The sequence below is a fragment of the Streptomyces sp. NPDC030021 genome, assembly GCF_055574035.1.
Window position 1 is genome coordinate 182,337 of sequence record NZ_JBVIAH010000008.1, and the last position, 16,200, is coordinate 198,536.

At 70.3% G+C, this 16,200-nt stretch carries 17 protein-coding genes; 10 read left to right on the plus strand and 7 right to left on the minus strand.

The window, feature by feature from the left end:
- Positions 1 to 302 precede the first annotated feature (302 nt).
- Positions 303 to 914, minus strand: coding sequence for a response regulator transcription factor (locus ACZ4YL_RS18040; RefSeq protein ID WP_003948568.1), 612 nt, complete (start codon positions 912 to 914; stop codon positions 303 to 305).
- 380 nt (positions 915 to 1,294) lie between these two features.
- Here ACZ4YL_RS18040 and ACZ4YL_RS18045 point away from each other — a divergent pair, with 380 nt between their 5' ends.
- Positions 1,295 to 1,621: a WhiB family transcriptional regulator gene (locus tag ACZ4YL_RS18045; RefSeq protein WP_389704642.1), complete on the plus strand. Its 327-nt coding sequence runs from the start codon at positions 1,295 to 1,297 to the stop codon at positions 1,619 to 1,621.
- 144 nt (positions 1,622 to 1,765) lie between these two features.
- On the opposite strand, the gene ACZ4YL_RS18050 is transcribed toward ACZ4YL_RS18045, so the two are convergent.
- Complete coding sequence (locus tag ACZ4YL_RS18050) at positions 1,766 to 2,665, minus strand: LysR family transcriptional regulator (RefSeq protein ID WP_314248216.1); 900 nt, start codon at positions 2,663 to 2,665, stop codon at positions 1,766 to 1,768.
- 87 nt (positions 2,666 to 2,752) lie between these two features.
- Between ACZ4YL_RS18050 and ACZ4YL_RS18055 the strand changes: the two genes are divergently transcribed.
- The 3 genes from ACZ4YL_RS18055 to ACZ4YL_RS18065 all read left to right on the plus strand — a co-directional run bounded on the left by ACZ4YL_RS18055 (position 2,753) and on the right by ACZ4YL_RS18065 (position 5,051).
- Entirely contained in the window at positions 2,753 to 3,439 is a 687-nt protein-coding gene (locus tag ACZ4YL_RS18055; RefSeq protein ID WP_468117513.1) for an MOSC domain-containing protein, read from the plus strand.
- Positions 3,440 to 3,470: 31 nt separating this feature from the next.
- Positions 3,471 to 4,244: an SDR family NAD(P)-dependent oxidoreductase gene (locus ACZ4YL_RS18060; protein ID WP_468117514.1), complete on the plus strand. Its 774-nt coding sequence runs from the start codon at positions 3,471 to 3,473 to the stop codon at positions 4,242 to 4,244.
- Between the two features lie 111 nt (positions 4,245 to 4,355).
- Positions 4,356 to 5,051, plus strand: coding sequence for an ester cyclase (locus ACZ4YL_RS18065; protein WP_468117515.1), 696 nt, complete (start codon positions 4,356 to 4,358; stop codon positions 5,049 to 5,051).
- A 93-nt stretch (positions 5,052 to 5,144) separates the two neighbouring features.
- On the opposite strand, the gene groL is transcribed toward ACZ4YL_RS18065, so the two are convergent.
- Positions 5,145 to 6,773, minus strand: coding sequence for a chaperonin GroEL (gene groL, locus ACZ4YL_RS18070; RefSeq protein WP_327264020.1), 1,629 nt, complete (start codon positions 6,771 to 6,773; stop codon positions 5,145 to 5,147).
- 112 nt (positions 6,774 to 6,885) lie between these two features.
- Complete coding sequence (groES, locus tag ACZ4YL_RS18075; protein ID WP_030389102.1) at positions 6,886 to 7,194, minus strand: co-chaperone GroES; 309 nt, start codon at positions 7,192 to 7,194, stop codon at positions 6,886 to 6,888.
- 258 nt (positions 7,195 to 7,452) lie between these two features.
- Between groES and ACZ4YL_RS18080 the strand changes: the two genes are divergently transcribed.
- From ACZ4YL_RS18080 to ACZ4YL_RS18090, 3 genes are all read left to right on the plus strand, one after another.
- A complete protein-coding gene (locus tag ACZ4YL_RS18080; RefSeq protein ID WP_468117517.1) occupies positions 7,453 to 7,971 on the plus strand; it encodes a hypothetical protein in 519 nt (172 codons plus the stop codon).
- Positions 7,972 to 8,713: 742 nt separating this feature from the next.
- Positions 8,714 to 10,108 carry an FtsW/RodA/SpoVE family cell cycle protein gene (locus tag ACZ4YL_RS18085; RefSeq protein WP_468117518.1) on the plus strand — a complete coding sequence of 465 codons (1,395 nt, stop codon included), beginning with the start codon at positions 8,714 to 8,716 and terminating at the stop codon, positions 10,106 to 10,108.
- A 393-nt stretch (positions 10,109 to 10,501) separates the two neighbouring features.
- Positions 10,502 to 11,209, plus strand: coding sequence for a UTRA domain-containing protein (locus tag ACZ4YL_RS18090; RefSeq protein WP_468117738.1), 708 nt, complete (start codon positions 10,502 to 10,504; stop codon positions 11,207 to 11,209).
- A gap of 24 nt (positions 11,210 to 11,233) precedes the next feature.
- Here the strand turns inward: ACZ4YL_RS18090 and ACZ4YL_RS18095 are convergent, their stop codons facing one another.
- Positions 11,234 to 11,701, minus strand: coding sequence for an NUDIX hydrolase (locus ACZ4YL_RS18095; RefSeq protein ID WP_468117519.1), 468 nt, complete (start codon positions 11,699 to 11,701; stop codon positions 11,234 to 11,236).
- A 252-nt stretch (positions 11,702 to 11,953) separates the two neighbouring features.
- On the opposite strand from ACZ4YL_RS18095, the gene ACZ4YL_RS18100 reads away from it, so the two are divergent.
- The gene (locus ACZ4YL_RS18100) at positions 11,954 to 12,238 is read left to right on the plus strand and encodes a hypothetical protein (protein WP_468117520.1); all 285 of its coding nucleotides are present in this window, start codon (positions 11,954 to 11,956) and stop codon (positions 12,236 to 12,238) included.
- A 144-nt stretch (positions 12,239 to 12,382) separates the two neighbouring features.
- Positions 12,383 to 12,595 carry a hypothetical protein gene (locus ACZ4YL_RS18105; protein WP_468117521.1) on the plus strand — a complete coding sequence of 71 codons (213 nt, stop codon included), beginning with the start codon at positions 12,383 to 12,385 and terminating at the stop codon, positions 12,593 to 12,595.
- A gap of 286 nt (positions 12,596 to 12,881) precedes the next feature.
- Here the strand turns inward: ACZ4YL_RS18105 and ACZ4YL_RS18110 are convergent, their stop codons facing one another.
- Positions 12,882 to 13,763 (minus strand): polysaccharide deacetylase family protein, encoded by an 882-nt coding sequence (locus ACZ4YL_RS18110; protein ID WP_468117523.1) that lies wholly within the window; start codon positions 13,761 to 13,763, stop codon positions 12,882 to 12,884.
- Complete coding sequence (locus ACZ4YL_RS18115; protein WP_468117524.1) at positions 13,760 to 14,629, minus strand: polysaccharide deacetylase family protein; 870 nt, start codon at positions 14,627 to 14,629, stop codon at positions 13,760 to 13,762. Before ACZ4YL_RS18115 ends, ACZ4YL_RS18110 begins: the two co-directional genes overlap by 4 nt.
- 224 nt (positions 14,630 to 14,853) lie before the next feature.
- On the opposite strand from ACZ4YL_RS18115, the gene ACZ4YL_RS18120 reads away from it, so the two are divergent.
- A complete protein-coding gene (locus tag ACZ4YL_RS18120) occupies positions 14,854 to 16,062 on the plus strand; it encodes a class I SAM-dependent methyltransferase (RefSeq protein WP_468117525.1) in 1,209 nt (402 codons plus the stop codon).
- Positions 16,063 to 16,200 lie beyond the last annotated feature (138 nt).

Below are 16,200 nucleotides of genomic sequence, written 5' to 3' on the forward strand. Positions count from 1 at the left end.
GAAGCGTTATGAGCAGGTGCGCCGGAACTCATCATCTGCGCCCTCCCCTCCCGCTCGGCCGAATAGTCCCCGAGAGACTCCACACCCTCAAGGATGCGGCATCGCGCACGAAGCGAGACGTCCCCCGGATTGTGCCCCGCCAATCCCCGGGTGCGCACCGGGTACGGCGGGGGCAGGGATGCCCTCGACAACAAGAGCCGTCGAGGGCGGCGCGCCGCCCCGTCCGCGGGTTGCGGACGGGACCGCTCTCGACGATCCGCGGCCTGCGGCGGACCGGGCCGGGCCCGGCCACGACCGGGAGGTCAGCGGACCAGACCCCAGCGGAAGCCGAGTGCCACGGCGTGCGCCCGGTCCGAGGCGCCGAGCTTCTTGAACAGCCGGCGGGCGTGCGTCTTGACCGTGTCCTCGGAGAGGAAGAGCTCGCGCCCGATCTCCGCGTTGGACCGGCCGTGGCTCATGCCCTCCAGCACCTGGATCTCGCGCGCGGTGAGCGTGGGCGCGGCGCCCATCTCGGCCGAGCGGAGCCGGCGCGGGGCCAGTCGCCAGGTCGGGTCGGCGAGGGCCTGGGTGACCGTGGCCCGCAGTTCGGCGCGCGAGGCGTCCTTGTGCAGGTACCCACGGGCGCCGGCGGCGACCGCGAGGGCCACGCCGTCCAGGTCCTCGGCGACCGTCAGCATGATGATGCGGGCGCCGGGGTCGGCCGAGAGCAGCCGGCGGACCGTCTCCACACCGCCCAGCCCGGGCATCCGTACATCCATCAGAATCAGGTCGGAGCGGTCGGCGCCCCAGCGGCGGAGGACTTCCTCGCCGTTGGCAGCCGTCGTCACACGCTCGACGCCGGGCACGGTGGCAACCGCGCGGCGGAGCGCCTCTCGGGCAAGCGGGGAGTCGTCGCAGACGAGGACGGATGTCATGACCGCCCTCCGCAGCTGCTGATGCGCGTCACCTTGAGCCTCCAGGCTGGTACGTATCGTCACCTGTGCGGTCGATGCTCCCGGACACCTGTCCGAGAACTTATTGGTTCAACCGCCTTCGCACTCTCAACGATGGTCACTCGAAAGAGTTACGGGTCGGACGGACACCTTCAGCACTCTACGTGAGGAAGCGATCACGGCGCAGGAGCCACGAGCCGCTTGTCCTCCATCTGGAGCTATGCCCTATTTGGCGGCTTTCCTTCCGTTTGGCACGTGTCTGAGGCTAGATTCCCAATGAGTCATATTTACATCTACTCCGACAGTAGGTGTGGAGACATGGACCGTATCCGCCTCAGTACCGGCACCAAGAGGGACTACCAATGGCAGATTTCTCCCGCCTCCCCGGACCGAACGCCGACCTCTGGGACTGGCAGCTGCTAGCCGCCTGCCGCGGGGTCGACAGCTCCCTCTTCTTCCACCCGGAAGGCGAGCGGGGCGCGGCCAGGAGCGCGCGCGAGGCCTCGGCTAAAGAGGTCTGCATGAGATGCCCGGTGCGCGCGGAATGCGCCGCGCACGCACTCGCCGTCCGAGAGCCCTACGGGGTGTGGGGCGGCCTCACCGAGGACGAGCGCGAGGAACTGATGGGCCGCGCCCGGCATCGCCTGATCCCCGCGTCGAGTGCGATCGGACCGATCGCGCCGAACTGAGAGCCGACGAAACGTCAGAAGGAACGTTTCCTCGAATCACCGGCACGCCCGGGCGTGTCGCCGCCCGGCCCGCGTTTCACCCGTTCGGCCGTACCCGGCTCTGCGAGGTGTGCGCCCCCGGCCGCCGCCGGGGGCGGACGCGGGTCAGCGCGCGGCCGCCCGCTCCAGCTCGGCCAGGGTCGCGGCCACGGCCGGCACCCGGGCCAGGTCGGGCAGGGTCAGCGCCACGACCTCCCGCTCGACGGCCGGCTCCACCGCCACCGTGCTCACGCCCTTGGCCCGTACGGACTCCACCGCGAGCTCCGGCAGCACCGCCACGCCCAGCCCCGCGCCGACCAGGCCGACCACCGCCGGGTAGTCGTCGGTGGCGAAGTCGATGCGCGGGGTGAAGCCCGCGCCCTCGCACACGTCCACCAGATGGCGCCGGCAGCGCGGACAGCCCGCGATCCAGGGTTCGTCCGCCAGCTCCGCCATGCCCACGCGCTCCGCCCCGGCCAGCCGGTGCCCCTCCGGGACCAGCCCGACGAGCCGGTCGGTCAGCAGCGGCCGCACCACGAGGTCGTCCCACTCCGCGGCGGAATGGGCCGCCCCGCCGTAGCGGAAGGCCAGCGCCAGGTCGCAGTCGCCCTCGCGCAGCATCTCCACCGAACGCGGCGGCTCCGCCTCGACCAGCGAGATACGGGTCCCGGGGTGCTCGGCGCGCATCGCCGCGAGCGCGGTCGGCACCAGCGTGGAGCTGCCGCTGGGGAAGGACACGAGCCGGACCCGGCCCGCGCGCAGCCCCGCGATGGCCGCGACCTCCTCCTCGGCGGCGGTCAGCCCGGCCAGGATCCCCGCGGCATGGCGGACCAGGGCCTCGCCCGCCTGGGTCAGCCGCATCTCGCGGCCGGTGCGGATGAGCAGCGGGGTGCCGGCCGACTGCTCCAGCGCCTTCATCTGCTGGGAGACGGCGGGCTGGGTGCAGCCGAGCTCGCGGGCGGCGGCGGAGAAGGACCCGGTCCCGGCGACGGCGCGCAGAACCCGGAGATGGCGTGCTTCGATCACCCTTCGAGCATAAGCCCTACTTTGATTTCGGAGCCAATACTCCGGCGTCGCTTTGGGGCGCTCGGCTAGCGTGTTCCCATGGGCTCCATGCAATTGATCTCTGTGAACCTCGGCCGCGCCACGGCCGCCGACTACACGGACGCGGAGGGCGGGGTGACGGGCATCGGCAAGCGCCCCGTCCCCGGACCGGTCCACGTCGTCGCCCCGGGCCCCAGGTCCACCGGCCTCGGCAGCGGCCTGGAGGGTGACACCGTCTGCGACCGGCGCTACCACGGCGGCGACCACCAGGCCGTCTACGCCTACGCCCGCGAGGACCTGGACCTGTGGGAGCACGAGCTGGGCCGCGAGCTCCCCGGCGGCCTCTTCGGCGAGAACCTCACCACCTCCGGCATCGACCTGAACACCGCACGGATCGGCGACCGCTGGCGGGTCGGCACCGACGTCGTCCTCGAAGTGGCCTCGGCCCGCATCCCGTGCCGGACCTTCCAGGGGGCCATGGGCGAGGCCGGCTGGGTCAAGCGGTTCACCCAGGAGGCCCGGCCGGGTGCGTATCTACGGGTGATCGAGGAGGGTTCGGTCTCCCCCGGCGACCCGATCCAGATCATCCACCGGCCGGACCACGACGTGACGGTGCAGCTGTGGTTCCGTGCCTTCACCACCGAGCGGGCCCTGCTGCCGCGCACCCTGGCCGCGGGCGGGGCGATGGCGCCGGAGGCCCACGAGCGGGTTCGCCTGTACGTGGAGAAGTACGGGGCAGGGGCCGGGGCGAGGTAACGCCGTCACCCCGGGAAGCTAGGTTGCGCCTATGACGACTGCGTTGATTACGGGATCCACGGCGGGCATCGGCGCCGCCTTCGCCCGGCGGCTGGCCGCCCAGGGGCACAATCTGGTGCTGGTGGCACGGGACACCAAGCGGCTCGGCGAGCAGGCCACCGAGCTGCACGACCGGCACGGCATCGAGGCCGACGTGCTGGCCGCCGACCTCTCCACGGAGGAGGGCATCGCGGCGGTCGAGCAGCGCCTCGGCGACCGCACCCACCCGGTGGACCTGCTGGTCAACAACGCGGGCTTCGGCAACAAGGGCCGCTACCTCGAAGTCTCCATGGCCGACGAGCTGACCATGCTGAAGGTGCACATCGAGGCGGTCCTGCGGCTGACCTCGGCGGCCACGGAATCGATGCGCTCGCGCGGCCGCGGCGGCGTGATCAACGTGGCCTCGGTGGCCGCCTTCGTACCGCGCGGCACGTACGGGGCGAGCAAGGCCTGGGTCGTGCAGTTCACCCAGGGCGCGGCGCGGGACCTGGGCGGGTCCGGGGTGCGGCTGATGGCGCTGTGCCCCGGCTTCGTCCGGACGGAGTTCCACCAGCGGGCCGGCATGGGCACGGACAACATCCCCGGCTGGATGTGGCTGGACGCCGACAAGCTGGTGGCCGCGGGGCTGGCCGACCTGGCCCGCGGGAAGACGGTGTCGATCCCGGACCCGCGGTACAAGGCGCTGATGGGCGTGGTGAAGCTGACGCCGCGCGGACTGCTGGGCGGGATGTCGTCGCGTACGGGCCGGAAGTACGGCCCCCAGTAGCCCTGGAGGGTGCCCCGAGGGGCCCCGCCACAAGCAGCCAACCGGGTGAAATCTCCCTAAACTGGACCTGTCCCATCCAGCGCGGGAGGCGACGCGATGACATTCGTACAAGTGATCGATTATGAAACCAGGCGGTTCGACGAGATGAACGCGCTCATCGACCGCTGGGCGGAGCAGAGCAGCGGCAGGCGCACTGCCACGCACACGATGATCGGCCAGGACCGCGAGGCCCGGAACCACTACGTGGACATGGTGGAGTTCGCCTCGTACGAAGAGGCCATGAAGAACTCCCACCTCCCCGAGACGGACCGGATGTTCCAGGAGATGGTGGCTCTCTGCGAAGGCATGCCGAAGTTCATGAACCTGGACGTGGTCCGCGACGAGCACCTCAACAAGCAGCTCGCCAACCGGGTGTTCGAGGAAGCGGCCATGGCCGGAAACATGAGCGTCCTCGACGATTGCTTCGCGACGAACTACATCGACCACGACGCCAGCAAGGCGGAGTCCACCGTCATCGGACGCGACTCCATGCGGTCGGACATGGAGACGTGGCGCGCAGCCTTCGACATGACCTTCGAGACGACGGCCCAGCTGGCCGAGGGCGACATGGTCACGACGGTGTGGAACTGGACCGGCACCCACAAGGGCCCGTTCATGGGAGTCGCACCGACCGGGAAGACGTACTACATGTCCGGGAGCACCACGTTCCGGTGCCTGGAGGGAGAGATCATCGAGGGTTGGTGGCACTACAACCCCGGAGCCCTGCAGCAGCAGATGGGCGGAACGGGTTCCCCGTACGGAACCTGAGCCCCACCACGGGGAAGGCAACCACGGGCAAGGCAACGGGAAGGCCCCGTTCCGCGGCTGCGGAACGGGGCCTTCCAGGCGTGGTGCGCGCGATCAGTGGCTGTGGCCGTGACCGTGGCCGTGACCGGCGTCGCCCTCGTCGTCCGCCGGCTTCTCGACGACCAGGGTCTCGGTCGTGAGCAGCAGGGAGGCGATGGAGGCGGCGTTCTCCAGCGCGGAACGGGTGACCTTCACCGGGTCGATGACGCCGGCCTTGACCAGGTCGCCGTACTCGCCGGTGGCGGCGTTGAAGCCCTGGCCCTTGTCGAGCTCGGCGACCTTCGAGGTGATGACGTAACCCTCGAGACCGGCGTTCTCGGCGATCCAGCGCAGCGGCTCGACGGCGGCGCGGCGCACGACCGCGACACCGGTGGCCTCGTCGCCCGACAGGCCGAGGTTGCCCTCAAGGACCTTCACGGCGTGGACGAGCGCGGAGCCACCGCCGGAGACGATGCCCTCCTCGACCGCGGCGCGGGTCGCCGAGATGGCGTCCTCGAGACGGTGCTTCTTCTCCTTGAGCTCCACCTCGGTGGCGGCGCCGACCTTGATGACGCAGACGCCGCCGGCGAGCTTCGCCAGGCGCTCCTGCAGCTTCTCGCGGTCCCAGTCCGAGTCGGTGGACTCGATCTCGGCCTTGATCTGGTTGACGCGGCCGAGGACCTCTTCGTGGCTGCCGCCACCATCGACGATGGTGGTGTCGTCCTTGGAGATGGTCACGCGGCGGGCGGAGCCCAGTACGTCCAGGCCGGCCTGGTCGAGCTTGAGGCCGACCTCCTCGGCGATGACGGTGGCACCGGTGAGGGTGGCCATGTCCTGGAGCATCGCCTTGCGACGGTCACCGAAGCCGGGGGCCTTGACGGCGACCGCGTTGAAGGTGCCGCGGATCTTGTTGACGACGAGGGTGGAGAGCGCCTCGCCCTCGACGTCCTCGGCGATGATCAGCAGCGGCTTGGAGGCGCCGGCCTGGATGACCTTCTCCAGCAGCGGCAGGAGGTCCTGGATCGAGGAGATCTTGCCCTGGTTGATCAGGATGTACGGGTCGTCGAGGACGGCCTCCATACGCTCCTGGTCGGAGACCATGTACGGCGAGAGGTAGCCCTTGTCGAAGGCCATGCCCTCGGTGAACTCCAGCTCCAGGCCGAAGGTGTTGGACTCCTCGACGGTGATGACACCGTCCTTGCCGACCTTGTCCATCGCCTCGGCGATGAGCTCGCCGACCTGCTGGTCCTGCGCGGAGAGCGCGGCCACGGCGGCGATGTCGGACTTGTCCTCGATCGGGCGGGCGGTCGCGAGGAGCTCCTCGGACACGGCCTTGACCGCGGCGTCGATGCCCTTCTTCAGGGCGGCCGGGGACGCACCCGCGGCGACGTTGCGCAGACCCTCGCGGACCAGCGCCTGGGCCAGCACGGTGGCGGTGGTGGTGCCGTCACCCGCGATGTCGTTGGTCTTGGTCGCCACCTCCTTCACGAGCTGCGCGCCCAGGTTCTCGTACGGGTCGTCCAGCTCGACCTCGCGAGCGATGGTGACACCGTCGTTGGTGATGGTGGGGGCGCCGAACTTCTTGTCGATGACGACGTTGCGGCCCTTGGGGCCGATCGTCACCTTGACCGTGTCGGCAAGCTTGTTGACGCCGCGCTCGAGGGCGCGACGGGCGTCCTCGTCGAACTTCAGGATCTTCGCCATGGGAGCGGTTCAGCCCTCTCGAAAACTCGGGTTTAACGAGCTGCGCCCCTCGCCGCCCGGCAATCAGCGGGGTGACCAGGGGCGCAGCTCAAAGCAGTACTGATGAAGAGAATTACTTCTCGACGATCGCGAGCACGTCGCGAGCCGAGAGGACGAGGTACTCCTCGCCGCTGTACTTCACTTCGGTGCCGCCGTACTTGCTGTAGAGCACGATGTCGCCGACGGTGACGTCCAGCGGGAGACGCTGGCCGTCCTCGAAGCGACCCGGGCCCACCGCGAGGACGACGCCCTCCTGGGGCTTCTCCTTCGCGGTGTCCGGGATGACCAGGCCGGAGGCCGTGGTCTGCTCGGCGTCCAGCGGCTGGACCACAATGCGGTCCTCAAGCGGCTTGATGGCAACCTTGGAGCTGGTGGTCGTCACGATCCGACCTCCCCCTTCGGAGATCCGGGGTTAACTGTCTGAGGTGGCGACCAGGTCGATCCGTCGTCGCGGGTGCCGGATCTGCCTGTCGCTGTGTTGGCACTCACCAGGGGTGAGTGCCAGGTGCGAGACTATTCCGGCGATTAGCACTCGGTCAAGCGGAGTGCCAATTCCCGACCGCCGGGCGTTGCGCGGACCGGACCGGAACGCTGGCCCCCCGGGGGCTCACGAAGGCCGGAGATCGCTACTCTCCACCGCATGACCAGGAGAAACGCCGAGCTGCGCTGGCGCGACATCATCTCGATCACCGTGGGCCTGGTGATCGGGATCTCCGCGTTCGGGTTGGCCGGACCGCGACTGATGACCAAGCTGACGGGGGTGGAGGGCAACTTCCGCGCGGAGCAGTGCCAGGGACAGAAGGACTACGACGACGCCTGGCAGCGGGTGTGCGTCGGCTCCTTCACCGCTGCCGACGGATCGTTCACCATCCACCGGATCGCGGCCGAGGGCCTGTTCGAAACCGATCCGACCGGACCGGTGGCCTCCCGGGTCAGCGGACCGTCGGCCGACGAGGCCGTGCGGCCGGGGCTCATGTCGCTGGCACCCCTGCTGTGCATCGGGCTGATCGGCTTCGCGTTCCCGGCCTGGGCACTGACCGCGGCCACCCGCGACGCCGTCGACCGCCGCAGACGTCGCCGGAACCGCCCGCCGGAGCCGGCCGTGGGCCCCAACTCGTGGGGGCCGCTGCCGGGCGCTCGGGGGCGCGGATCCTCCTGACGAGGTGGGTCGCCTCAATCGCCGGCGGGACCGGTGCCCGTGCGGGGTGCCCTGCGGTCGGCTCGGCGGTGTGGCTTCCCTGCCGTGGTGGGTCGCCTCAATCGCCGGCGGGGCTGGGTGGTGTGGGGCGGTGCCCCGCACGAGGGTCTCCTCGGCTCGGCGCGTTCGGGCTTGTCACGGCCAGACGGCCGCGGTCGCGCCTCGTCCTGCGGGGACCCTCCTGCGTGTCCCCGCCCCACGGCAGGGCTTCGACAGGGCGGCTTCCATCCCCCCTGTGGGCTTCGACGGCGTGAAGGGGTGGGGGGACGGGGCGGGGTGTCCCCGCAGGACGAGCGCGCAACCACCGCCCACAGCCGAGACATGCCCGCACGCGCCGAGCCGAGGAGACACCCCGCCCCGGCCCCCCACCCCGACCCCTACCGACAGGCCCGCCACCTCCAGCCCCGCCGCCCACCGAGGCACGGGCCCGCATTACCAGCCCCGCCGGCGATTGAGGCGCGGGTCCGGGCAGCGCCCGGCACACGGCCCGCGCCGAAGCACACCGCCGAGCCGCCCACAGGGCCCAGAGGAACCATGGGGAGGGCTCCAACGTCGTAGATGATATGAAGATAAAGCGCCTCATTGCCGAGCAGATCGGACCCAAAGCTTCCGCTGACCCCGGCGCATCGGGCGCCACGTCCTCACCCGAGGCGGCACCCCCGCCACCCTCCCCGTCCGCCCCCAAGGACGGCGGCGGCATCCCGTGCTTGGGCTGAAACCCCTGACGTCGGCGGTCGCCCGCCGCCGCACCGAGGCGCTGCTCCTGGTCTTCGTCATCGCCATCGCCGTCTTCGGCCACGCCACCGCAGGCCTCGCCATGAACGGCGAGCTGCCGCCCAAATTCGTCGACTTCACCCTCAGCATGACCCTGCTGTCCCTGGTGGGGCATCTGGGCGTACGCCGTTTCGCGGCCTACGCCGACCCGCTGATCTTCCCGCTCGCCATGCTGCTGACCGGCCTCGGGCTGGTGCTGCTGCACCGCCTCGACCAGGGCTACATCGAGCGCTACAACTCGGACGCGAACGCCCCCGGCCAGCTGATGTGGACGGTGGTCGGCGTCGCCGCCTGCCTGCTGGTGCTGGCGCTGCTGCGCGACCACCGGCTGCTGCAGCGGTTCATCTACATCAACATGGCCGTCGCGCTGGTACTGCTGATCGCGCCCGCCTTCTTCGGCGCGGACACCTACGGTGCGAAGCGCTGGATCAAACTCTTCGGCTTCTCGCTGCAGCCCGGCGAGTTCGTGAAGATCATGATCGCGATCTTCTTCGCCGGCTATCTGGTCATCCACCGAGACTCGCTGGCCCTGACGGGCCGCAGGTTCCTGGGCGTGCGGCTGCCCCCGATGCGCCAGCTCGGCCCGATCGTCACGGTGTGGATCGTCTCGATGCTGGTCCTGGTCTTCGAACGCGACCTCGGCACCTCGCTGATCTTCTTCGGGGTGTTCGTGGTGATGCTGTACGTCGCCACCGAACGCACCAGCTGGATCGTCTGCGGCCTGCTCATGGCCTCGGCGGGCGCCTTCGTGGTCGGCTCGACGGAGCCGCACGTCAAGGCACGCGTGGCCGCGTGGCTCAACCCGCTGTCGTTCTACTGGGAGAACCGGCCGGCCGGAATCACCTCGGACCAGTCGGCGCAGGCACTGTTCAGCTTCGGCACGGGCGGCGTCTCCGGCACGGGCCTCGGCATGGGCCACCCCGAGCTGATCGCGTTCGCCGGGCGCAGCGACTTCATCCTGACCACGGTGGGCGAGGAGCTGGGCCTGGCCGGGGTCATGGCCGTGCTGATCCTCTACGCGCTCCTCGTGCAGCGGGGGCTGCGGATGGCACTCGGCGCACGCGACCCCTTCGGCAAGCTGCTCGCGGTGGGCCTGGCGGCGGCGCTGGCCCTGCAGGTCTTCGTGGTCGCGGGCGGCGTGACGGGCCTGATCCCCCTGACGGGCAAGGCCCTGCCCTTCCTGGCCAAGGGCGGCTCATCCCTCCTTGCCAACTGGATCATGATCGCGCTGCTCATCCGCATCAGCGACAGCGCGGAACGCCAACGCGAGGCGGACACCCACGGCCCGGCGGAAACGACGATCACGCCGGCGGTGCGGGTGTAGGAGGCGGGGCGGCTTCGGTGCGCTTCGCCTCGGCAGGATTACCGCTTTTGAGCCACCACCCCGCGGCGGCGTTCGCCCACCCGCCCCAGGCGCGGGGGTGGCTTCGGTGAACGGGAGCCTCTCGGGCGGAATCAGGGATGCGTATGGGGGTTTCCCGTCAGTCTCATCGTCTCTCCGGTTCGGGCCGGTCCCTCAAGGACCAGGACGGGGCGGTCGGAGATGCCCGGCCCGGTCGGGCGCGAAAGCGCACAGCCAGGAGGCGGGGCCCATAGAGACGGCCTCCCGGATCGGGGAAGCGCACCACATCGCTACGCGCTCCTCGATCACAGCGACTGCGATCCGTCTGGGGTTGCTGGAGCCAGTTCTAGTCCACCAGCGCAGACCCGACTACACATCGCTTTGGCCGCACCTGGCCGCCACCCTCACGGAGGAGACGCCTTCCATCTCACTGATGGACACCTACCTACGGCCCTAAGGTGTTGGAACGCAAAAGGGGTGATCAGTTTCATGACCAGCCAGGGCAGCACCCGTCAGCCGGAACACCAGCGGATCGCCGATGCGCGGAGGGCGTTCAAGCCTCTGCGGCGGCGCGGTATCCAGCGGTTGGCGCAGGAGCAGTGGGGCTCGGGGCGGTCCGTCTGGTCCGCCGATTCCGGGGATCGGGAGCTGGTCGTCGACCAGATCGACGTACGTGAAGAAGAGGCGGACGACCGCGTCTGCGGCGCGCTGGGCGTTCCGGCAGGGACTGAGGTGTGGGCCCGCAGCCGCCGCTTCGTGCTTGACGGCAAGCCCGTGCTGTTCGCGGTGTCGTACCTGCCGTCGGACATCGTCGGGGACTCTGCCATCACACAGGCCGACACCGGTCCCGGCGGGACGTACGCGCGGTTGGCCGAGCTGGGGCATGCGCCCGTTCATTTCCGGGAGGAGATCCGCTCGCGGATGCCCTCGGCCGGTGAGGCCGAGCGGCTGTCGCTCTCCATGGGCACGCCTGTCATCCAGATCGTGCGCACCGCGTTCGCCGAGGGCGGGCGAGCTGTCGAGATCAACGAGATGACGCTGGACTCCGCTGCGTACGTGCTGGAGTACGACTTCGACGCCTGAGAGAGTCCGCTGTCCTCCTTGAGGTCAGCGCACGACAGGCCCGCCGCCTGCTCGCCAGTCATCGATGCGATTGCGGATGCTGGACACCATCGGGAGATCGTCGGTCGCTTCGGGAGTGAACCACGCGACTTCGAACGACTCGTCGGACGTCCGCAGGCTTCCGCCAGTGGGGTGGGCGAGAAGGCAGATCGAGAATTCCTGACGGACTTCCCCGTCGTCATAGGCGAAGACGTGTCGGGGGTTCGTGTACGTACCTACGATCCCGGCGATCTCAACCGTGATGCCGGTCTCCTCAAGTGTCTCCCGGACCGCGTAGTCGCCGATGCTCTCCCCGAGCTCCATCTTTCCGCCGGGCAGGGCCCACATCTCATTGTCCGTACGTCGCTGCAGCAACACACGGCCCTCGCCATCGACGACGATCTCGGAAGCGGCCGGCACCAGGCTGTTCGCCATGGGGGCTTCGGGGTCGTCCTCGCAGTCACGCCTGGGCATTGTGCTTCTCCTCCCGGATGTCGCGTCCACGGCTCCACCGCTGACTGAGCATGCCCACGCACCACGTCGGCGTGCCGAGGATCCGGTCGGCCGCACCCTAACGGCCGCTCGTCCGACCCGGGGAAACCGCCCGTTCGCGCGGCCGGCGAGGTCTCTTCCGGTGATTGCCGGGGGCCGCGCGGGCCGAGTGAGGCCGGTCCGGGTACGTCCTCTTCGCAACGACGACGCCGAGCACCGTTGAGGGGATCCACCATGTACGCAGCAGTCCGGCGGTATGAAGGCGTGACCGACCCGGCCGAGGCAGGACGCATCGTCGACGAGGGGTTCGTGCCGATCATGCGCCAGGTTTCCGGTTTCGTGGCGTACTTCTGGGTCGACGCCGGGGGCGGGGTGATGGTGTCCACCAGCGTCTTCCGGGACCGTGCGGGCGCCGACGAGTCGGTCGAGAGGGCTGCGGACTTCGTCCGCGACAACCTGACTCAGTTCCTGCCCAACCCTCCGCAGGTCACGGCCGGCAAGGTCGTCGCCTCCGCCTAGGTGTGTTGTCCGGACGGGTCGCATAACAGACCCCGCACCCGACGGCACCGTCACCCGAATGGCGCAACATGACGTGCCACCCACACGGGTGAAGATCAAACTGGCTAGTGCCCCACCCGAGGCAATCCGTGAAAGGGAAACCACATGCGCATTCGACGAACCCTCGCCGCCGTCATCGCCACGGCAGCCCTCGCCGGACTCGGCCTCACAGGCGCCGCCACCGCCGCCACCGCCGCACAGGGTGCCCCAACCTACGTCACCCCTTCTGAGTGCAAGCAGGGCGGCGGAACGCCCGCGGTCAATGACGCGGGCAACTACTGCAAGGGCGGCACGCACAACGGGGAGCAGGTCGACTGAACCCCTCAAGGCGCCCCGGCGCCCCGCAGCCACGCGCCGCGGGGCGCTCCCGCGCGAGCATCGCCGGGAGAGTCGCAGGGACAACAGTCCGGCGTCGGCGCCTTCGACGGGAAGGCGGCGCACGGCGTTCGGGGCGAGCCACACGGCCTGCCAGAGCGAGCAGTCGTCGATCCTGGACCCGGGCTGCGTGGTCCTGGCGGGCGAACTGGGCCGAGCAGGCGGCCCCGCCCCGGCCGCCCGGATCGCCCACCGCGTGGCGAGACTGACCCCGGTCCCGGCCCCCGCCCTACAGGTAGTCCTCCAGGCGGCCTATGCGGTAGCCCTGTTCCTGGATGCGCTGGAGCATGCGCGTCGTCATCTGGGTTTCCGTCGTGCCCTTGAGCTCACCGGGGCCGCGGAAGTGGGCGAGGATGATGTCGCCCGGCTTGAGGGCGGAGCCCCCGGCGTACTGGAAGTTGTTGATCTGCATCGAGACCCGCCACAGCACCAGGGACGAGACTCCGCACTCCGAGGCCGCCCGGAGGGTGTCGTCGTTGTAGTTGCCGAAGGGCGGGCGGAAAAGCGGCGGGCGCTTGCCGAAGCGCTTCTCCAGGCGCTCCTGCTGGCCGCATATCTCCTTCTTCTGCGCCTCGAAGGAGAGGGTCCGCAGATTCGGGTGCGTCAGCGTGTGGTTGTTTATCGTGCTCGCCGAGCCGTTGTCGCGGATCTTCTCGAAGTGCCCGTAGTCCGACGAAGCCACGTTGTCCGTGAGGAACATGCTGATCGGCAGCTTGAGGTCGGCCGCCATCTTCAGGAACTCGGGGTCCTTCTCCGCGCCGTCGTCGAAGGTCAGGAAGACGACCTTGTCGTCCGCCGGGACGGGTATTCGGTCTATCACCGCGACCTTGCCCGCGCCCGGCTTCGGGATCTGCGGCTTCTGGGCCGGCTTGGGCGCGTACTGGAGGGGGGCCGTCAGGCCCCACTTCTTGTACGCCTCGTCGGAGGCGCCCCCCGGCGCCGGTGCCGGCGACGCCGTCGACGGCGTCGCGCTGCCGCCCTCGGGTGTCGGCTGCGCCGTCTTGCCGGCCAGTCGTTCGGTGGGGGCCGCGCTGTCCCCGCACCCCGTCAGGGACAGCGCGAGCGCGCCGGCCGCCAGCGTTCCGGCCACCAACCGGCGCGCGTGCTTCACAGATAGTCCTCCAGGCGGGCCACGGCGTACCCCTTGTCCGTGACGGTCTTCATGACATGACGGATCATGTCAGGCATCGTTCCCTTCCAGTCCTCCTTGCCCCGGAAGTGAGTGAGGATGATGTCACCGGGGTGCAGATCGCGGTCCCATTCCCGGTAGTCCATCCGGTTGGTGAACGCTTCCGCGTTCCACAGCGGGACCGCCTTGATGCCGCAGGACTTCGCCGCGCGCAGCGTGTCCTGGTTGTAGTTGCCGTACGGCGGGCGGAAGAGGGTGGGCCGCTTGCCGAACTGCTTCTGGATCGTGTCCTGCTGGCCGCAGATCTCCTCGCGCTGCTGCTCGTACGACAGGCCCGGCATGTAGCGGTGGTTGAGCGTGTGGTTGTTCAGGGTGACGCCCGCGGCCTGCATCTGCTTGAAGTACGGGTAGTTGTCCCGTACGACGTAGTCGCTGAGGAAGGCCGTGTACGGGATCTTGAGCTCCTGCATCATCTTCAGGAACTCGGGGTCCTTCTCCGAGCCGTCGTCGATCGTCAGGAAGACGACCTTGTCCTCGGTCGGGACCGTGGTGAAGACGTTCGGGTACTCCTCCTGGTCCTCCACCTCGAAGCCCTCGCGCGTGGTGATCGCGGGCTTCGCCTTCGGCGCCGGCGGGGCGGCGAGCGGGGTCTTGCGCAGGCCCCACTTCTTCGCCGCGACGACGCGCGCCTGCTGGGCCGCCCTGGCCTTCTCGGCGGCGCTGCGCGCGCCCGCCGCGCCCGCCGCGCCCGCCTCCGCGGCCTTCGCCTTCGCGGCCTTGTCGGGCCCTGAGTCCCCGGAGCCGCACGCCGTCCCGAGGGCGGCGACGAGCAGGGCTGCGACGGCCACCCCGAACCGGCCGCGCGGACCTGCCGCGTACCGGTGACCTTGTTGCGACGTATTTCCTTTTTGTCGTACTAGCTGCATAGCAGCGCATCCTGGCACCCGACACACGGGCTCCCCGGAAGACACCGCGAACGCGGTCCCACCTTCCTTCGACTGGCCCACACCGTCCGGTCCGGGGGCGCCCGCCCGCGCCGCCCCCGGGCCGGACCGTCGCCGACAATGGACCCGTGACCCCCGAAGACTTCGCCGCCCTCCTCGCCCCCGAGGGCCGCGCCCTCCTGGACTCGCTCCGCGACTACGACCCCTCCCAGGAGCTGGCCGTCGCCACCCGGCTGCGCCGCGAGCACCCCGCCGCCCTGGTCTCCGCCGCTCTCGGGCAGGCCCGGCTGCGGCAGCGCGCGGTGGCGAAGTTCGGCGCCGAGGACGCCTTCCGGATGTACTTCACGCCCGGCGGCGGCGAGATGGCCACCCGCGCGTCCGTGGCCTCGTACCGGGCCGAGCGGCTCGCCGCCCTGGGCGTACGCAGCCTCGCGGACCTGTGCTGCGGCATCGGCGGCGACGCCCTGGCCCTGGCCCGGCTCGGCATCCGGGTCCTCGCGGTGGACCACGACCCGCTCACGGTCGCCGTCGCGCGGGCCAACGCGGAGGCGCTGGGGCTGGCGGACCTGATCGAGGTCCTGGAGGCGGATGTGACGGAGGTGGACACCGCCGGCTACGACGCCGTCTTCATCGACCCGGCCCGGCGCGGCGGGCGCGGCCGGATCTTCGACCCGGAGTCGTACTCCCCGCCGCTGTCGTGGGCGGTGGAGACGGCCCGTGCGGCGAAGTACGCCGCCATCAAGATCGCCCCCGGAATCCCGCACGAGGCCGTGCCCGCGGAGGCCGAGGCCGAGTGGATCTCGGACCAGGGGGACGTCAAGGAGGCCGTGCTCTGGTTCGGAACCGCGCCGGGGACCGTGCGCGCCACCCTGCTCCCCGGACCGCGCGGGCTGCACACGGCCGATCCGCTGCCCGATCCGGCGGCCGGGCCGGTCGGCCGCTGGCTCTACGAGCCCGACGGGGCCGTCATCCGCGCCCATCTGGTCGCCGAGGTCGCCGGGCAGCTGGACGGCCGGCTGATCGACCCGACCATCGCCTACATCACCGCCGACGAGCTGCGCGCGACGCCGTACGCGACGGCGTACGAGATCACCGACGTGCTGCCCTTCGGCCTGAAGAAGCTGAAGGCGCTGCTGCGCGAGCGCGGGGTCGGGATCCTGACCGTGAAGAAGCGCGGCTCGGCGATCGAGCCCGAGGAGCTGCGCAGGAAGGTCAAACCGCAGGGGCCGAACTCCGCGACCGTCTTCCTGACCCGGGTGGCGGGAGCTCCCTCGATGCTCATCGGCGCCCCTGCCGGGCCGCCTGCCGGGCCGCCTGCGGCGACGCTCGACCGGTGAGACGCGGGTCCGGCACTACGCGCCGGGCCCGTACGGGGCCGGCAGCGACGTGCCCGGCGGTGGCCCGGCGGATGGGCGATACGGCCCGTGCCCGGCCGGGGTGGGGCGTGCGGGTCCGGTCCCGTGCCGCGGGTCCCG